General features: G+C 74.8%; 17 protein-coding genes. 9 read left to right on the top strand and 8 right to left on the bottom strand.

Annotation, left to right across the window (positions count from 1 at the left end; translation table 11 throughout):
• Window positions 1-199 precede the first annotated feature (199 nt).
• The 3 genes from AB0H57_RS06435 to AB0H57_RS06445 all read right to left on the bottom strand — a co-directional run bounded on the left by AB0H57_RS06435 (window position 200) and on the right by AB0H57_RS06445 (window position 3,212).
• A complete protein-coding gene (locus AB0H57_RS06435; RefSeq protein WP_357503334.1) occupies window positions 200-1,120 on the bottom strand; it encodes a hydroxymethylglutaryl-CoA lyase in 921 nt (306 codons plus the stop codon).
• Between the two features lie 53 nt (window positions 1,121-1,173).
• Window positions 1,174-2,511: a biotin carboxylase N-terminal domain-containing protein gene (locus AB0H57_RS06440; RefSeq protein ID WP_357503336.1), complete on the bottom strand. Its 1,338-nt coding sequence runs from the start codon at window positions 2,509-2,511 to the stop codon at window positions 1,174-1,176.
• 86 nt (window positions 2,512-2,597) lie between these two features.
• Window positions 2,598-3,212, bottom strand: a complete 615-nt coding sequence (locus AB0H57_RS06445) for a TetR/AcrR family transcriptional regulator (RefSeq protein WP_357503338.1) — start codon at window positions 3,210-3,212, stop codon at window positions 2,598-2,600.
• 133 nt (window positions 3,213-3,345) lie between these two features.
• Here AB0H57_RS06445 and AB0H57_RS06450 point away from each other — a divergent pair, with 133 nt between their 5' ends.
• Entirely contained in the window at window positions 3,346-4,572 is a 1,227-nt protein-coding gene (locus AB0H57_RS06450; protein ID WP_357503340.1) for an MFS transporter, read from the top strand.
• A gap of 22 nt (window positions 4,573-4,594) precedes the next feature.
• Entirely contained in the window at window positions 4,595-5,023 is a 429-nt protein-coding gene (locus tag AB0H57_RS06455; protein WP_357503342.1) for a hypothetical protein, read from the top strand.
• A 13-nt stretch (window positions 5,024-5,036) separates the two neighbouring features.
• Here AB0H57_RS06455 and AB0H57_RS06460 read toward each other — a convergent pair whose 3' ends face one another.
• The gene (locus AB0H57_RS06460; RefSeq protein ID WP_357503344.1) at window positions 5,037-6,212 is read right to left on the bottom strand and encodes an FAD-dependent oxidoreductase; all 1,176 of its coding nucleotides are present in this window, start codon (window positions 6,210-6,212) and stop codon (window positions 5,037-5,039) included.
• 205 nt (window positions 6,213-6,417) lie between these two features.
• Window positions 6,418-7,128, bottom strand: a complete 711-nt coding sequence (locus AB0H57_RS06465) for a TetR/AcrR family transcriptional regulator C-terminal domain-containing protein (RefSeq protein WP_357503346.1) — start codon at window positions 7,126-7,128, stop codon at window positions 6,418-6,420.
• Window positions 7,129-7,232: 104 nt separating this feature from the next.
• Between AB0H57_RS06465 and AB0H57_RS06470 the strand changes: the two genes are divergently transcribed.
• The 4 genes from AB0H57_RS06470 (at window position 7,233) to AB0H57_RS06485 (ending at window position 10,601) form a co-directional block, all read left to right on the top strand.
• Entirely contained in the window at window positions 7,233-8,216 is a 984-nt protein-coding gene (locus AB0H57_RS06470) for an NAD(P)-dependent alcohol dehydrogenase (protein ID WP_357503348.1), read from the top strand.
• Between the two features lie 28 nt (window positions 8,217-8,244).
• Window positions 8,245-8,814: a TetR family transcriptional regulator gene (locus tag AB0H57_RS06475; RefSeq protein WP_357503350.1), complete on the top strand. Its 570-nt coding sequence runs from the start codon at window positions 8,245-8,247 to the stop codon at window positions 8,812-8,814.
• Window positions 8,815-8,889: 75 nt separating this feature from the next.
• A complete protein-coding gene (locus tag AB0H57_RS06480) occupies window positions 8,890-9,429 on the top strand; it encodes a SigE family RNA polymerase sigma factor (RefSeq protein WP_357503352.1) in 540 nt (179 codons plus the stop codon).
• Window positions 9,426-10,601: a hypothetical protein gene (locus tag AB0H57_RS06485; RefSeq protein ID WP_357503354.1), complete on the top strand. Its 1,176-nt coding sequence runs from the start codon at window positions 9,426-9,428 to the stop codon at window positions 10,599-10,601. The genes AB0H57_RS06480 and AB0H57_RS06485 overlap by 4 nt, the downstream gene beginning before the upstream one ends.
• A 57-nt stretch (window positions 10,602-10,658) precedes the next feature.
• Here AB0H57_RS06485 and AB0H57_RS06490 read toward each other — a convergent pair whose 3' ends face one another.
• On the bottom strand, window positions 10,659-11,561 hold the full coding sequence (locus tag AB0H57_RS06490; protein WP_357503356.1) for a sulfurtransferase: 903 nt from the start codon (window positions 11,559-11,561) through the stop codon (window positions 10,659-10,661).
• Window positions 11,562-11,678: 117 nt separating this feature from the next.
• Between AB0H57_RS06490 and AB0H57_RS06495 the strand changes: the two genes are divergently transcribed.
• Both AB0H57_RS06495 and AB0H57_RS06500 read left to right on the top strand, forming a co-directional pair.
• Window positions 11,679-12,209, top strand: a complete 531-nt coding sequence (locus tag AB0H57_RS06495; RefSeq protein ID WP_357503358.1) for a SigE family RNA polymerase sigma factor — start codon at window positions 11,679-11,681, stop codon at window positions 12,207-12,209.
• On the top strand, window positions 12,202-13,413 hold the full coding sequence (locus tag AB0H57_RS06500) for a hypothetical protein (RefSeq protein ID WP_357503360.1): 1,212 nt from the start codon (window positions 12,202-12,204) through the stop codon (window positions 13,411-13,413). The genes AB0H57_RS06495 and AB0H57_RS06500 overlap by 8 nt, the downstream gene beginning before the upstream one ends.
• 13 nt (window positions 13,414-13,426) lie before the next feature.
• Here the strand turns inward: AB0H57_RS06500 and AB0H57_RS06505 are convergent, their stop codons facing one another.
• Complete coding sequence (locus AB0H57_RS06505; RefSeq protein ID WP_357503362.1) at window positions 13,427-13,873, bottom strand: hypothetical protein; 447 nt, start codon at window positions 13,871-13,873, stop codon at window positions 13,427-13,429.
• Between the two features lie 2 nt (window positions 13,874-13,875).
• Window positions 13,876-14,643, bottom strand: a complete 768-nt coding sequence (locus tag AB0H57_RS06510) for an SGNH/GDSL hydrolase family protein (RefSeq protein ID WP_357503364.1) — start codon at window positions 14,641-14,643, stop codon at window positions 13,876-13,878.
• A gap of 234 nt (window positions 14,644-14,877) precedes the next feature.
• On the opposite strand from AB0H57_RS06510, the gene AB0H57_RS06515 reads away from it, so the two are divergent.
• Complete coding sequence (locus AB0H57_RS06515) at window positions 14,878-16,527, top strand: hypothetical protein (protein WP_357503366.1); 1,650 nt, start codon at window positions 14,878-14,880, stop codon at window positions 16,525-16,527.
• The last annotated feature ends 75 nt before the right edge of the window (window positions 16,528-16,602 follow it).

Below are 16,602 nucleotides of genomic sequence, written 5' to 3' on the forward strand. Positions count from 1 at the left end.
CTGAAGCAGGTCGACGGTTGGCAGGACATGCCGCTGACCAAGGCCGCCCAGACCGTGCAGGTGTCCGCCTACCCGGACGCGTACGCACAGTGGGAGCAGCAGGCCACCGACCTGGTCGCCCAGCACTGGAACAGCTGAGCCAACAACACCGGCCGGCACCCCGAACACGGGGTGCCGGCCGGTGGCATGTCCGGACGGATCAGGCGGGCAACGGAGTGAGGCGGGTACGGGGGCCGGCCCGCAGCACCCCCGACGGGAGCTTCTTGCCGACCAGTTCCTCGGCGAGCTCGGCCGCCTCGATCAACGCGTCCAGGTCGACGCCGGTGTCGATGCCCATGTCGTGCAGCATGTGCACCGCCTCCTCGGTGGCCAGGTTGCCGCTGGCCCCCGGGGCGTACGGGCAGCCGCCCAGGCCACCGACGCTGGCGTCGAACTCGGTCACACCCAACTCCATCGCGGTGAGCATGTTCGCCAGCGCGGTGCCCCGGGTGTTGTGGAAGTGCAGCAGCACCGGCACGTGGGCGTTGCGGTCCCGTACGGCGGTGAGCAGCTCGCGGACCCGCCGGGGCGTACCCATGCCGGTGGTGTCGCCGAACGCGACCCGGTCGGCGCCGTCGCGGACCACGCGGTCGACGATGGCCGCGACCCGCCGCGGGTCGACGTCTCCCTCATAGGGGCAGCCGAAGCTGGTCGCCACGATCACCTCGGCCCGGGCGCCCGCGCCGTGCAGCAGGTCGATCAGCTCGGCGATGTCGTCCAGCGACTCGTCCGTCGACCGGTTGACGTTGCGCCGGTTGTGCGTGTCGCTGGCCGAGACCACCACCTCGATCTCGGTGAAACCGGCGGCCAGGGCCCGCTGCGCGCCCCGGGTGTTCGGCACCAGCGCGGAGTAGCGCACCCCGTCGGCCCGGGTGGCCCGCTGCCACACCTCGTCGGCGTCGGCCATCTGGGGGATCGCCTTCGGGTGCACGAAGGAGACGGCCTCGATCCGCTTGACGCCGGTCCGGGACAGCGCGTCGAGCAGCCGTACCTTGGCGTCGGTCGGGATGGGCTCCTCGTTCTGGAGCCCGTCGCGCGGTCCGACCTCCCGGATGCTCACGAAATCCGGCAGTTCCGCCATAAGAGGTCACCTCACTGTGACGGGATTACATGGTCTCCCAGCATCGCACCAGGTCAACGCATCCGGGAAACGATGCCGGTGTCGTAGTCGCCGGAGAGGAACTCCGCGTTCTCCAGCAGCTCGGCGAAGAAGGGGATGTTGTTCTTCGGGCCGGCGATCTCGAAGCCGGCGACCGCGGCCCTGGCCCGCTCGATCACCTCGGCCCGGTCGGCGCCGCTGACGATGAGCTTGGCCATCAGGCTGTCGTAGAACGGGGTGACCGTGTTGCCGGCGACGTAGCCGGAATCCACCCGCACCCCGTCGCCGGTCGGCTCGTTCCAGGTGGCGATCACGCCGGGGCCGGGCAGGAAGCGCTTCGGGTCCTCGGCGTTGATCCGCAGCTCGATGGCGTGCCCGCGCGGGGCGAGCGCGTCCGGGTCGAAGGTCGGCGCCAGGCCGGCCGCCACCCGCAGCTGCTCCTCGACCAGGTCGACGCCGTAGACGTACTCGGTGACCGGGTGCTCGACCTGCAGCCGGGTGTTCATCTCCAGGAAGAAGAACTCCTGCGTGGTGGGGTCGAGGAGACACTCGACCGTGCCGGCGTTGCGGTAGCCCACCGCCTCGCCCGCGCGCACGGCCGCCGCCAGGAACCGTGACCGCAGCTCCGCGGAGACCGCCGGCGACGGGGACTCCTCGACCAGCTTCTGGTTTCGCCGCTGCACCGAGCACTCCCGCTCGCCGAGCGCGACCACCCGACCGTCGGCGAGACCGAGGATCTGCACCTCGACGTGGCGTACCCGGGGGAAGTAGCGCTCGATCAGCACGGACCCGTCGCCGAACATCCGGTCGGCGAACGCGCCGACCTTCTCGTACTGGGTGCGCAGCTCGGCCTCGTCGGCGGCCACGCCCATGCCCATCCCGCCGCCCCCGGCGGCGGCCTTGACCATCACCGGGTAGCCGATCTCCGCCGCCGCCGCGACGGCCGCGTCGACGCTGGCCGCCGGGTCGGTGGTGCCGGGCGCGACCGGCACGCCGGCCGCGGCCATCAGGTTCCGAGCATTGATCTTGTCGCCCATCGCGGAGATCGCGTCGGCCCCGGGTCCGACCCAGATCAGCCCGGCGGCCTCGACGGTACGGGCGAAGTCCGCGTTCTCCGACAGGAAGCCGTAACCGGGGTGGATCGCCTGGGCACCGGTCTTCTGGGCGGCGGCCAGGATCGCCTCGACGTTCCGGTAGCTCTGCGCCGGGTTGGCCGGGCCGACACAGACCGCCTCGTCGGCCTCGGCGACGAACGGCAGGCCGGCGTCGGCCTCCGAGTGCACCGCGATCGCACGGATCCCGAGCCGCTTGGCGGTACGGATGATCCGGCGGGCGATCTCGCCCCGGTTGGCGACCAGCAGCGACTCGATCATGTTTCCTCCCGGCGTCCAGGGGTGGGGACGGGTGTCAGGTAACCATGCGCGGCCGGTCCGGCACGAGTCGCCCCGGTGCTGTCCGCTCAGCCGTCGGCCAGCAGCGCGGCCAGGGTCGCCGAGCGCAGCAGCGCGGCCCGGCGCCGCCGGTCCACCTCCCCGCCGAGGAACGGCGTCGAGTTCATCAGGCCGAACGCGGCGTGGGCCAGCACCCGCGCCTCCCCGGCGGGCATCCCCGGGTGCAGCGCGGTCAGCACGACCACCCACTCCTCGACGTAGAGCCGCTGCAACCGGCGGATCCGGCGGCGCGGCTCGTCCGGCAGGCGGTCCAGCTCGTGCAGGTGCAGCGCGATCACCGCGGGGTTGGCCAGCGCGAAGTCGACGTGGAAGTCGATCAGCGACTCCAGCGCGGCGCGCGGGTCGTCGGGGTGACCGGCGGCGCGCTCCTGGCCACCGGCGAGCAGGCCCTCGCTGACCGGGATCAGCGCGGCGACGAGCATCGCCTCCTTGCCGGCGAAGTGGTGGTAGAGCGCCGGGCCGGTGACCCCGGCGGCCGCGCCGATGTCGTCCATCGACACGCCGTGGTAGCCACGGGCGGCGAAGAGGCCGACCGCGATCTCCAGGATCTCGTCGCGCCTGGACCGGCGCCGACCCGCACCCGTCGCGCCGGTCGCACCCGGCGCCTGCTGTTCCACCGCCACCGGGCAAGCCTAGACCTCGGCCGGGAGGCGGGGCAGTCACGGTTACCCGTCAGTCGCAGTACGTGGACACCGGGCCGCCGGCCGGCACGCACCCTTGACCCTCGACCGGGTTCACGGCCCAGGGTCGGCCGGCATGACCGCCGTGACCACTTCCCTGCTCGGCCGGGACTACCGGCTGCTCTGGTGGGCCGCCGTCGCCTCCCGGTTCGGCGACGCCCTGCGTACGCCGGCCCTGGCGCTGCTGGCCGCCACACTCACCCGCGACCCCCGGGCGATCGCCGTGGTGACCGTCGCCGGGCAGCTCCCTCCGCTGCTGTTCGGCCTACTCGGCGGGGCGTACGCCGATCGGTGGGACCGCCGCCGGACGATGGCGGCGGTCGACGCGGCGCGGGCCGCGGTGGTCGCCGGCCTGGCCGTGCTGATCGCCGGCGGCCGGGCCGGTGTCGCCACGGTGGCGGCGGTCGCGGCCCTGCTCGCCACCCTCGGCGCCCTCTTCGACGCGGCCTCGTTCGCGGTGCTTCCGGCGCTGGTGCCACCGGGCGCGCTGCCGGCCGCCAACGGCCGGCTCCAGGCCGGTGCGGCGGTGGCGGGCGGCTTCCTCGGCGCCCCGCTGGCCGGCCTGCTCTTCGCCGTCTCGACGGCCCTCCCCTTCGGCCTGAACGCGCTGACCTTCGCGCTCGCCGCCCTGCTCGTGCTGGGCATCGTGCCGGCTCCGCCCGTCACCGGCCGGCCCACCGGGCCGGTGTGGCGGGAGGCGTGGGCCGGGGTGCGGTGGGTACGCCGGGACCCGGTGCTGTGGGCGCTGACGCTGGCCACCGCCGGATCGAACCTCGCCATCAGCGGGATCATGGCGGTGCTGGTGCTGTACGCGCTGGAGGTGCTGCACGTGCCACCGGCGGCGTACGGGCTGTTCGCCGCGGGAGCGGTGGTCGGCGGGCTGGTCGGGGCGCTCGGGGCGGGACGGCTGGCGGCGCGCTTCGGCACCCTCCGGGCGCTGCGCGGGGTGCTGCTGGGGCAGAGCGTGGCGCTGGCCGGGTTCGCGGCGGCCCGGCACCCGGTCGCCGGAGCCGTCGCGCTGGCCTGCTTCGCCGCCGGGAGCACCGTGTGGAACAGCCTGCGGTCCGCGTACGGCCAGCGGCACGTGCCGGCCCGACTGCTCGGCCGGGTCGGCGCGGCGCAGCGGGTGGTCGGCCTGGCCAGCGCGCCGGTCGGCGCGGCGGCGGCCGGGCTCGCCGCCGGGGCGTACGGGCTGGTCCCGGTCGGCTGGGCGGCCGCCGTGGTGTTTGCCCTGGTCACTGCGGTTGGGTGGCGGACACTGCACGGGTGGGGTTCCGAGGACGGGTCGCCGCCGCGTCCCTAGGCTGGGGCGGGAGGAGGGTGCGGTGACGGGGCACGAGGAGGCCGAGCTCAGGAAGCGGCGGCTGATGCTGGCCGGGCTGCTGCTGGCCGGGGCCGGCCTGTTCGACGCGCTCGCCGCGACGGACGACTTCCACGGCGACCCGTACGTGGTGGTCACCTCCGAGGGGGTGTTCCACCTCGACGTCACCGGCTGGGTCTGGGCGCACCTGGTGACCGCGGCGCTGGTGCTGACGGCCGGGCTCCTGCTGTTCACCGGCCGTCACTGGGCGCTCCGGTTGGCGGCGGCGGCGGCCGTCGCCAACATCGCCCTGCACGTGGTGGTGCTCCCGTACCGGCCGCTCTGGGCGCTGATGGTGATCGGGCTGGCGGTGGGGGCGCTGCGGCTGCTCTGGCACTGCCGGTCCCGCGCCGCCCCGGACGAGGTCACCTCGACCGGCGCCCCTTCGCCGTGACGGCCGGGTCGGATCAGCCCCGCTCGGCGGGCCCGGACCGGCCCCGGTGGTCGAGCCCGGACAGCCGCCGGGCCACCCGCCGCCGCACCGGTGGCAGCCCGGCGACGGTGCGGAACAGCGCGTCGCGCAGCGGCCGGGCGGCCGGCGGCACGGTGGCGAGCCGGGTCAGCCGGTCGGCGAAGCCGGCCACCTCCTCGGCGAGCGGACGCCGGGCGGCGGAGTACTCGTCGAGCCGCGCCGCCGGGCCGCCGGCCAGCACGTCGGCCAGGGTGTCGCCGAGCACCACCGCGTCGCAGATGCCGAGGTTCATGCCCTGCCCGCCGGCCGGGCTGTGCACGTGGGCGGCGTCGCCGGCGAGCAGCACCGGGCCGGACCGGTAACGCTCGGCCACCCGGTGGTGGATCCGGAACCGGGAGGTCCAGCACACCTCGGTCACCCGGTCCGGCCAGCGGACCGGGCCGCGTTGGTCGAGCAGCGCCTGGAACAGGGCGGCGTCCGGCGCGGGCGGGGCGTCGGCGACGGTGGCGACCAGTCGGACCAGCCCGTCCGGCAGCGGCGCCCAGACCAGCGGCCCCTGGCGGGCGAGGAAGAGGGACACCTCGTCGCGGGGCAGCTCGCTGCGCACCCGTACGTCGGCGAGGACGAAGGACTCGGCCGGGCCGGCCGGGCCGGCGAAGCCGATGCCGGCCAGCTCGCGGACCTGGCTGTGCATGCCGTCCGCGCCGACCACCCAGCGGGCCCGCACGGTCGAGCCGCCGGCGAAGCTCGCCACGGCGCCGGTCGCGTCCTGGTCCAGCCCGGTCATCTCGTACGGCCGCAGCACCCGGCCGCCGAGCGCGGTGAGCCGGTCGGTGAGCACCGCCTCGGTCCGGCTCTGGGACACCAGCAGCGCGAACGGGTACGCCGAGGGCAGGTCGCCGAACGGCACGGTGAGCAGCACCCGGTCCCGGTCGCGTACCCGGAACCGGAGCGAGCGGACGCCCTGGGCGACCAGCGGCGCCGCCGCCCCGATCCGGTCCAGCACCTCCAGGGTGTGCGCGTGCACGACGGCGGCCCGGGAGGTGACCGGCGGCTCGGCCAGCCGGTCGACCACGGTCACCGGGACGCCGCGCCGGGCCAGCGTGGCGGCCACCGCCAGGCCGGTCGGCCCGGCCCCCACCACCAGGACGTCGGTGCGCTCGGGCAGCATGACCCACCTCCAGTTGCCAACAGTCGTTTGCCAACAGCCGTTGGCAAGTGTTGTCAGCGTAGCGACCGGCGGCCCTCCCGGCGACCCCGCGCCGGAGCGCGGGGCGGACGGCCATCGGGGCGAGGTCCAGGCACCTGACATCTGGCGGACTCGGGAGTGCGTCAGGAAAGCCGCCAGGCCGTGGGAGGCGCTTCGCGCCGGCCGGTCACCGGTGCGACGACGTCCAGCCCTGCCGGTGCAGCCGTTCGATGCCGTCCAGCAGCAGGTCCAGCGCGAACTCGAACTCGAACTGGTCGTCGCAGCCCTGCCCCACGACCGACTCGTCGTCGTGGGCGGCCGCCGTGGCGATCTCCGCGAGGTGCGGGAACCGGGCGGCGACCTCCGGTGGCAGGTCGGCCGGTGGGCCGGCGTCGGTCGCGCCGGACCGGCCGGCACGCCGAGACGCGTCGAACAGTTCCTGGCTGAAGCCCAGGATCCGGCTGCCCATCGCGTGCATCACGTGGTGGGCGAGGTCGGCGGAGAATCCGCCGGACCGCAGCGTCCCGACCACCGAGTCGAGGTAGGCGAGGACGGCCGGCGTCGCCATGTTCCGCGACTCGATCGCGAGCGGCGCCCACGGGTGGCGTTGCAGCACCTGCCGCGCCGAGAGGATGCGCCGGCGGATCGCGTGCTTCCAGTCGGTGTCGGGCACCGGCGGGTCGATCTCGCCGACGACCACGTCGATCATGCCGTCGAGCAGTTCGTCCTTGTTGGCCACGTGCTTGTAGAGGGCCATCGGCACGACGCCCAGATCCTGGGCGAGGTTGCGCATGCTGAGCGATTCGATCCCGGCCTCGTCGGCGAGCGCGACGGCGGCTCGCAGGACGCGGTCCCTGCTCAGCGGCGTCCGGCGCAGCACCTCAGCCTGCTCGGCCATCTCGTCCTCGTCTTCGGCGGGGGTTCGTTGGAACCATAACCGCCTTGACAGGTGTACAGCGTACACCTACCGTGGGTGTACGCCGTACACCTGAGGAGAAGAAGATGAAGGCGATCGTCCAGGATCGATACGGGCCACCGGAGACGCTCACCCTCGCCGACGTCGCCGCGCCGGTCCCCGCCCCCGACGAGGTGCTCGTACGGGTCGAGGCCGCCGCGCTCAACGCGTACGACTGGCATGCCATGCGTGGCGATCCATGGCTGGCCCGGTTGGCGATGGGCCGGTCAAGGCCCCGGGCGCGCATCCGTGGCCGCGACTTCGCCGGCCGGGTCGAGGCCGTCGGCGCCGACGTCCGGCAGGTGCGCCCCGGCGACCCGGTCTTCGGCGACCTCGGCGACGCCAACGGCGCGTTCGCCGAGTACGTGTGCGTGCCCGAGACCTCGGTCGCGGCCAAGCCGGCGAACCTGACCCCGCAGCAGGCGGCGGCCCTGCCGCTGGCCGGCGTCACCGCGCTCATGGGGCTGCGCGACGTCGGGCGGGTCGAGCCCGGCCACCACGTCCTCGTCAACGGCGCCTCCGGCGGCGTCGGCACCCTGGCGGTGCAACTGGCCAAGGCGTTCGGCGCGACGGTGACCGGGGTGTGCAGCACCCGCAACGTCGACCTGGTCCGCTCCCTCGGCGCCGATCACGTCGTCGACTACACCCGCGCGGACTTCGCCTCCGGCACGCACCGCCACGACGTCCTGTTCGACCTGGTCGGCAACCGCTCACTCACCGCGCTCCGGCGGGCGCTGACCCCGACCGGGACGCTGGTCCTCTCCGGCGGTGGCGTGTACCGGGGCGGCAGCCTCGTCGGGCCGGTCTGGCTGATCGCCCGCGGACGGCTGCTGGCACCCGTCGTCCGGCACCGCGTCGTCACCCTCGCGGCGACACCCAGCCGGCAGCACCTCGACACGCTCCGCGCCCACGCCGAGGCCGGCCGCCTCACCCCGGTCATCGACCGCACGTATCCACTCCACGAGGTACCCGAGGCCATCCGGTACCTCGAGGGTGAGCACGCGCGAGCGAAGGTCGTCATCACGGTCTGACGTGGGCGTTGGCCTACAGTTCGTGGGCATGACCGACCCGGCTCCCCGCGCCCGCCGCTCCGACGCCACCCGCGCCGCGATCCTGCGCGCCGCCCGCGAGCGGTTCGGCGCGGACGGCTACGACCGGGCCACCATCCGGGCCATCGCCGCCGACGCCCGGATCGACCCGTCCATGGTGATGCGCTACTACGGCAGCAAGGAGGCGCTCTTCGCCGCGGCGGCCGAGGTCGACCTGCGGCTGCCCGACCTGACCGCGGTGCCGCCCGAGCGGGTCGGCGAGGCGCTCGTGCGGCACTTCCTGGACCGCTGGGAGGGCGACGAGCGGATGGCGGCGCTGCTGCGCACCGCCAGCACCAATCCGGGCGCCGCCGAGCGGATGCGGCAGATCTTCGCCGAGCAGCTCGGCGCGATGGTGGCCCGGGTGGCGCCGGCCGAGGCCCCCCGGCGGGCCGGCCTGGTGGCCAGCCAGCTGCTCGGCCTGGCGCTGACCCGGTACGTGCTGCGCATCCCCCCGGTCGCCGACGCGGAGCCGGCGGAGCTGGTCGCCTGGATCGCGCCGACCGTCCAGCGTTACCTGCGCGGCACCCCGCCCGGCTGACCGCCCAACCATTTCCGCCCGCCCCGGCGTCCAAGGGGCGACGGGTGGCGCGACGAGCGGTGGGAGGGGGACCGGATGGACCCCGGGAGAGCCGACGACGGGCGGGACGACTACGTCAACTTCGTCGAGCGCCACCAGCACCGCCTGCTGCGGGCGGCGTACCTGATCTGCGGCAACCGGCACCAGGCCGAGGACCTGCTCCAGGACGCGCTGCTCAAGCTGGCGCTGCGCTGGCCCACCGTGCGCGACGGCGACCCGGCCGCGTACGTGCGGGCCATCCTCTACCGGGACACGATCTCCTGGTGGCGGCGACGCCGACGGGAGTGGCTGAGCGCGTACCCGCCGGAGCGGGAGACCGGCGACGGCGACGGTGCGCTGCGACTCAGCGTGCGCGCCGCGCTCGACCGGCTGCCGCCCCGGCAGCGCGCGGTGGTCGTGCTGCGCTACTTCGAGGACCTGACCGAGGCGGCCACCGCCGAGGTGCTGGGCGTCACCGTCGGAACCGTGAAGAGCCAGTGCCACGACGCCCTGCGCCGGCTCCGGCAGGTCGCCCCCGACCTGGGCGTCGGCGGACCGGAGGACGGCCGGAGCGCCGGGATGGAGGTGGGACGGTGAAGGAGGAAGAACTGCGCCGGCTGCTGACCGTGGCCGCGACGGACGTCCGGCCGTTCCGCCCGGCGTCGACCGGCTGGGAACGGGCCCGGCGGCGGCGCACCCGGCGCGCGGTGGCGGCCGTCGCGCTGGCCGTCGCCCTGCTCGCCGGGGCCACGGCGCTGGCCCTGCGGCCGACCGACCACGCCGCCCCACCGGCGGTGCCGCCGGCTCCGAGCTCGACCGGCTCACCCGTGCAGCGCCCACCCGCCGAGCCGGTGTACCGGGGCGGTCCGCTGTCCCGGCTCACCGACGCGCCCGGCGCGCCGCTCTCCACCCGACCGGTACGCCGGGCGCTCGCCCTGTACCAGCCGATCGACCGGGAGACCTGGACGGGCGGCGAGATCCGGTCGCTCGGCGACGACGGGCTGGTCCGGAGCCTCGACGTGGTCACCCCCGCCGCCACCCGGGACCGGGGCGGCAACGAGGCGCCGGCGCTGAAGCCGGGCCAGCTCTCGCCGGACGGACGTACCGCGGTGTTCCCGCAGACCGGCGAGGTGATCGTGGTCGACCTGACCTCGGCGCGGGTGCGCCGGTTCCCCCTCGACGGCTACCTGGAGCTGGCGGTCTGGGTGGGCGACCGGGTGCTGGTCGGCGGCGACGACCGGACCTACCTGGTCGACCCGGTGTCCGGGCGGGCCGACCCGGTCGCCGGCTCGATCTGGGAGACGGTCGCGCCGGACCCGGCCGGGAGCCCGGCGACGGTGGCGGAGCTCGGCGGCGTCCAGGACGGTCTGGTCCTGCGCGACCGCTCCCTGCCGGACGGCACGGTCCGGCAGCAGCGAAAGATCAGCAGTGCCCCACTGTCCGGGTCCTACCGGGTCGACGAGTTCTACGGCCGCGGCTGGCAGCGGGGTGACCAGATCGCCCGGGCGGGCTGGACCAGCACCGACGTGCGCGGCGGCGACGAGGGGGTCGCGGTGCTCGACGCCCGCAGCGGCGCGGTGGTCCGGCTGCTCGACCTCGGCCGGGAGGGCGTGGCCAAGGCGTGCTGCGAGGTGCTCGGCTGGGACTCCGACGGCGCGGTGCTGCTGCGCCACGACGCCGGCGGGCTGGTGCGCTGGCAGCCGGAGACCGGCGAGTTCACCGGCGTGACCCGGAACGCGACCGGTCAGATCGCCCTCGCCGCCGGGTGAGCGCCCGGGGTGATCGCCCGGCCCCGGCGGTGGCGCGGGGCCGGGCGGCGACCCGGGTCAGCCGGCCAGGCCGCCCGGCTGGTCCCCCCGCACGACGGGGGCCCGGACCAGGTTGCCCCACTCGGTCCACGAGCCGTCGTAGTTGCGGACCTGCGGGTAACCCAGCAGGTGGTGCAGCACGAACCAGGTGTGGCTGGACCGCTCCCCGATCCGGCAGTACGCCACCACGTCGTCGGCCGGGCTCAGCCCGAGCTGGTCGGCGTAGATGGCGCGCAGCTCGTCGGCGGACCGGAAGGTGCCGTCGTCGTTCGCGGCGGACTTCCACGGCTTGTTCACCGCGCCCGGGATATGCCCGCCGCGCAGCGCGCCCTCCTGCGGATAGTCCGGCATGTGCAGCATCTCGCCGGTGTACTCGCCCGGCGAGCGGACGTCGACCAGCGGCCGGCCGGCGGCCACGTGCGCCATCACCTGCTCCCGGTACGCCCGGACCGGCGCGTCGTTGCGCTGCGGCACCGGGTACTCGGCGCGCGGCCGGGTGACCTTCTCCCGGGTCAGCTCCCGCCCCTCGGCGATCCACTTCTGCCGGCCGCCGTCGAGCAGCCGCACGTCCGGGTGGCCGAAGAGCGTGAAGACCCAGAGGGCGTACGCCGCCCACCAGTTGAAGTTGTCGCCGTAGAAGACCACCGTGTCGTCCCGGCCGATGCCCTTCGCGGCGCACAACTCGGCGAAGCTGCGCGCGTCCAGGTAGTCGCGGGTGACCTGGTCGTTCAGCTCGGTGTGCCAGTCCACCTTGACCGCGCCCGGGAGGTGCCCGGTGTCGTAGAGCAGCACGTCCTCGTCGGATTCCACCACGACGAGGCCCTCGTCGCCGAGGTGCTCCGCAAGCCACTCGGTGGTGACCAGGCGCTGCGGGTCGGCGTACGACTGGAGTCGGGGGTTCGGATCGCTCGGCACAGGCATGAGCCCCAAGGTACGCCGGATCATCCCGGCCCGGCCCGGCATCACCGATCGGGTGCAGCGGATGTGGCCCGTCGCACGTGACAGTGGGGAGGCCCCCGTCGACCACAGAGGATCAGCATGACCGTACGGCACCAGACCGGGCCGCCCCGGCCCGCGGCAGCACCGGCGGACTTCACCGACTTCTACCAGGCGCACTTCCACCGCATCGCCGTGCAGCTCTACGCGTACCTGGGCGACGACGCCGAGGCGCAGGACCTGGCCCAGGAGGCCTTCTGCCGGACGCTGGAGCGCTGGAGCCGGATCAGCGGGTACGACGACCCGTCGGCGTTCGTCCGCCGGGTGGCCTGGAACCTGGCGACCAGCCGGCTGCGCCGGGTGCGTACCGCCGTGCGGCACCTGGCCCGGCAGCGCGAGGAGCACGTGCCGGGCCCGCAACCCGATCGGGTGGCGCTGACCCGGGCGCTGGCCACCCTGCCCGCCAACCAGCGCCGGGCGATCGTGCTGCACCACCTGGCCCAACTGACCGTCGCCGAGATCGCCGAGCAGGTTGGCGCGCCCGAGGGCACGGTCCGCTCCTGGCTCTCCCGGGGCCGTGCCGCCCTGGCCGGCTACTTCACCGAGAACGGACCGGAGGACGGCCGTGCCTGAAACCACCATCGAGGAGATGTTCGCCGAATTCGAGGCCGCGGCGCGGGACACCTTCCGGCCGCCGGGCGTACCCGAGACGCAGCGCCGAGTGCGGGACCGCCGCCGGCGTCGCCGGGGCCTGCTGGCCGGCCTGGCCGCCCTGCTGCTCACCGGCTCGGCCGGCGGGTACGCGGTCGCGGGCCGGGGCGACCGGTCGACGCCGTCACCCGCGCCCACCGTCTCCCCGACCGGAAAGATCACCGAGCGGAAGGTGGCGCTGCCGGGTGTCCCGGGCCGGCTGGCCGAAGTGCGCTTCACCGGCGCGGCCGACGGCTGGGCCCTCTTCGACACCTGCGAGCGGAGGGACCTGGCGGCCCAGGTCTGCCGGCGCACGGTCGGGCGGACCACCGACGGCGGGGTGAGCTGGCGACGGACGGCCCCGCTGCCGGCCGCAAACGGCGCGGCGCACCTGCTGCCGGTGGACAACGCGACGCTGACCGTGGCCGTGGGCGGCCGCTACCTGGTCACCGGCGACGGTGGTGACAGCTGGACCAGCCACCCGGTGAGCGCGCCACCGGAGGCGATCTGGCGCAGCGCCGCCGCCGAGGGTGGTCAGCACCTCGGCTGCCCGGCTGCGCAGGAAGGCACCCGACCGACCGCCACCTGCGCCGAGCTGAAGGTCGTGCTGCTCGACGGGACCCCGCTGGCGCACCAGCCACCGGTGACCCTGCAGCCCGGCGGGGACGCCACCTTCCTTCCCGGCTCCGACGGGCGATACTGGCTCACCGCGACCGAGGGCGACCGGCTGCGGGTCCTCACCAGCGACTACGCGGGCGGCCCCTGGCGGGAGCTACCGGCCGTCCCGGCCGGCCGGCGCATCGACGTCTCGCCCGACGGCCGCGAGGTCTGGCTGGTGCGGACGGACCGGCCGAACGGGGCGTGGCGGCTGGTCGGCGACCGCTGGCAGCCCGGTCCGCCGCTGCCCGACGACACGCACGAGGTGGCCGCCGCCGGCGATGGCGTGCTGGTGGTCACCAGCACCTACGGCGGGGTGGGCTTCGTGGCTGACGGCCGCTACCTGGACATCCCCGAGCTGCGCGCCAACCCGGACGATCGGGCCAGCGTGGCAGTCCTGCCCGACGACACGATCGAGATCCGCTCCGGCGAGACACAGTTCCTCGGTGCCGGTCGGGGCATCAACCGGCACTGGATCCGGTACTCCTGAACCTGCGGGCAGCTCAGGCCCGCCGGTGCACCAGCCGGCCGGCAACCACCGTGGCCAGGCAGGCGCCGTCGTCGGCGAAGACGGCCAGGTCGGCCCGGCCGCCCACGACGAGCACGGGTGGCCGGAGCCGGTCCGGCACGGCCAGGCCGTTGCGGGCGGCGGCGGCCCGCAACGCCGGGTCGGCCAGGTGGGCGGCGGGCACCGCGCCGACGCCGATCCGGAACAGCGCGTGCACCCGCTCGCGTGGGGTCGGCGCGGCCGGCAGCGGGCCGTCGTGCGCCAGCGCCGGCCCCAGCGTGCCGGCCCACCGCCGCACCCGCACCCCGGGGTACGCGGCCAGCAGCTCGTCCAGCGCCGCCACCGCCTCCACCCGGTCGCCGTCGACCAGCACCGCGTGGCCCGGGCGGGTCGGCCCGTCCGGAGTCAGCCGCAGCGACTCGGCCGCGTGGACGGTCCGCACGATCAGTCGCTGACCGGGCCGAGCACCGGTCGCTTGGCGCTGATGGTGTCCCCGGAGGAGCGCCCGGTCAGCCGCCGCTTGATCCACGGGGCCAGGTAGCGGCCGGCCCAGCGCAGATCGGCGGCGCGGGCAGCCAGCCACGGCGTCGGCGCGGGGTGCGGCGGAACCAGCAGCCACTCCTCGTCGCAGCCCACCCCGAGCGCGGCGAGCACCTGCGCGGCGACCCGGCGGTGCCCGGCCGCCGACAGGTGCAGCCGGTCGGTGCTCCACAACATCGGGTTGAGGTAGGTGTCGTCGGCGTACAGGTCGACGAGGATCGCGCCGTGCCGCTCGGCGACCTCGCCGACCGCCCGGTTGAGCAGGGTCACCCGGGGGGCCACCAGGCGCTGCCCGGGCAGGCGGGCCATCACGTCGGCGAACCGGAAGAGCACCACGTCCGCGCCGCCGGCCCGGAGCTGACCGACGACCGAGTCGAACCGGGGCACGAAGGTGTCCGGGTCGAAGGTCCGCCGCAGCACGTCGTTCCCGCCCGCCGCGAAGCTGATCAGGTCGGGCTTCATCGCCACCGCGGCCGGCACCTGCTCGGCCACCACGGCGGGGAACAGCCGGCCCCGGATGGCCAGGTTCGCGTACCGGAAGTCCGGCCCGCTCTCGGCGGCGAGCCGGGTCGCCACCAGGTCCGCCCAGCCCCGGTACGTGCCGTCCGGGTAGGCGTCGTCCATCCCCTCGGTGAAGCTGTCCCCCACCGCCACGTAGCTGCGCCAGCGCACGCCTGCCTCCGTACCTCCGGATCCGATCCGCGTCGATCGGTCAGTCTTCCACCGTTCGTCGCCGCGAGGGGTCCGGCCACCGCAACCGTGTGGCGACGCCCACGCCCGCGATTCCCCGGGCCGGGCGGTCCGGGGCAGTGCGCGGCGGCGCGGCCGGAAATAATGGCGCGAATCCGATCCGGGGCGGCCGTGGCCCGGACGCGCCCGAGCGACGGACCCGAGCGAGGACCCGCCATGACCGAGGGAACCCCATCCGTTCCTTCCTTCCCCCAGCCCGCCGCCCCCGGCCAGCCCGTCCCGGCACCCCCGGGACCGCCGCCGGCACCGTTCGCCCCGCCACCGGCCGGGTCGTTCCCGCCGCCGCCGGCACCGTTCGCCCCGCCGCCGGCCGGGTACGGGCCGCCGACGGCGTTCCCGCCGGCACCCGCCGGGCCGTACGGATCCCCGCCGCCCGGGTACGGCCCGCCGCAGTTCCCCCCGTACGGCGGGTACCCGCCCCCGGTCGCGCCGCCTCCGGTGCGGCGGTCCAAGCGCTGGCTGTGGATCACCCTCAGCGCGGTGGTGCTGGTCCTGGCGCTCTGCACCGGCTCGGCGGTGGTGCTGAAGTCCCAGCTCGACGCGCAGAACGCGGCGAGCGCCGCGGAGCTGGACGAGAAGTACAACCCGATCCGGCAGGAGGAGATCGAGGCGCTGCTCGACGCGCGCGGCAAGGCGCTGCGGGCCAAGGACCTGAAGACGTTCCTGGCGCCGTTCGACCCGGCGAACAAGGCGCTGGTCGCCCAGCAGACCCGGCTCTTCCGCAACCTGCTGAAAGTGCCGCTGGCCGAGCAGAAGTTCGAGCGGGTCACCCAGACCGACTTCAAGCGGGCCGGTGATCGGGTCACCGTCGACGTGACCATCTCGTTCGTGCACCGGTTCGAGTTCGACCTCACCCCGGTGGAGGAGTTGTACCGCTGGACGCTGCTCCGCCCGGCCAAGGGCGCACCGGTCAAGGTCACCAAGGCCGGCGGGCTGCCCGTGGACCCGAAGCGCGACCAGCTCACCTACTATCCCGCGCCCTGGGACAAGTGGTCCGACCTGCACGTGGAGCGGACCCCGCACACCGTCATCCTGGTCGACGGCAAGCTGAAGGCCGAGGCGAAGCGGTACGCGCAGCTCGCCGACCGGGCCGCCGCGGCGGACCTGGCCACCTGGCGTTCCGGCGGGGTGGCCGGCAAGATCCCGCAGGGTTTCGTGCTCTCCCTGGTGAAGGGCAAGAAGGAACTCGGCTCGCTGTACCGGGTGACGAAGGAGCTGCCCGACGAGTCCGGCGTGTCGATCCCGGTGCCCCCGGCCGGCTGGATGGACACCCAGCGCGAGGGCGGCGGCCCCGACGTCGGCGCCAGTCGGGTGGTGATCGACGTGGCCGACGAATTCTTCTTCCGCAACGGCACCGCGCTGCGGGCGAACATCTTCCGGCACGAGTTCGCCCACTCGATCGTGTTCAACCTGCGCCAGCACGACCCGAAGAAGTACGCCGGCGAGGAGCTGGAGAACTGGGTCGTCGAGGGCTTCGCGGAGTGGATGGGCGCCCAGCGGCAGTCCTGGACGAAGAGCGACCGCACCCCCGAGTCGCGGCGGATCCTCCGCTCGCTCGGCTACGACCTGCCGATGCCGAGCAACTTCAGCTGGGACATGAGCGGTCGGGGCTCCTACCACTACTGGCTGGGCCACTCGGCGATGACCTACATCGCCGAGCGGTACGGCGAGCGCAAGGTCTTCGAGTTCGTCGCCACGCACTACCGGGGCAAGACGGTGCAGGCCAGCACGCAGGAGGTGCTCGGCGTGTCGTACGCCACGTTCTGCGACCAGTGGGCGGCCTACGTCGTGGCCCGGATGCGCTGAGCCGGCACCACCGCCCGCCCGACCGCCGGCGGGAGCGGCCACCCCGTGCGGTGGCCGCTCCCGCCTTCTGGTCCG

It is taken from the genome of Micromonospora sp. NPDC050686, assembly GCF_040654475.1.
Lineage (GTDB): Bacteria > Actinomycetota > Actinomycetes > Mycobacteriales > Micromonosporaceae > Micromonospora.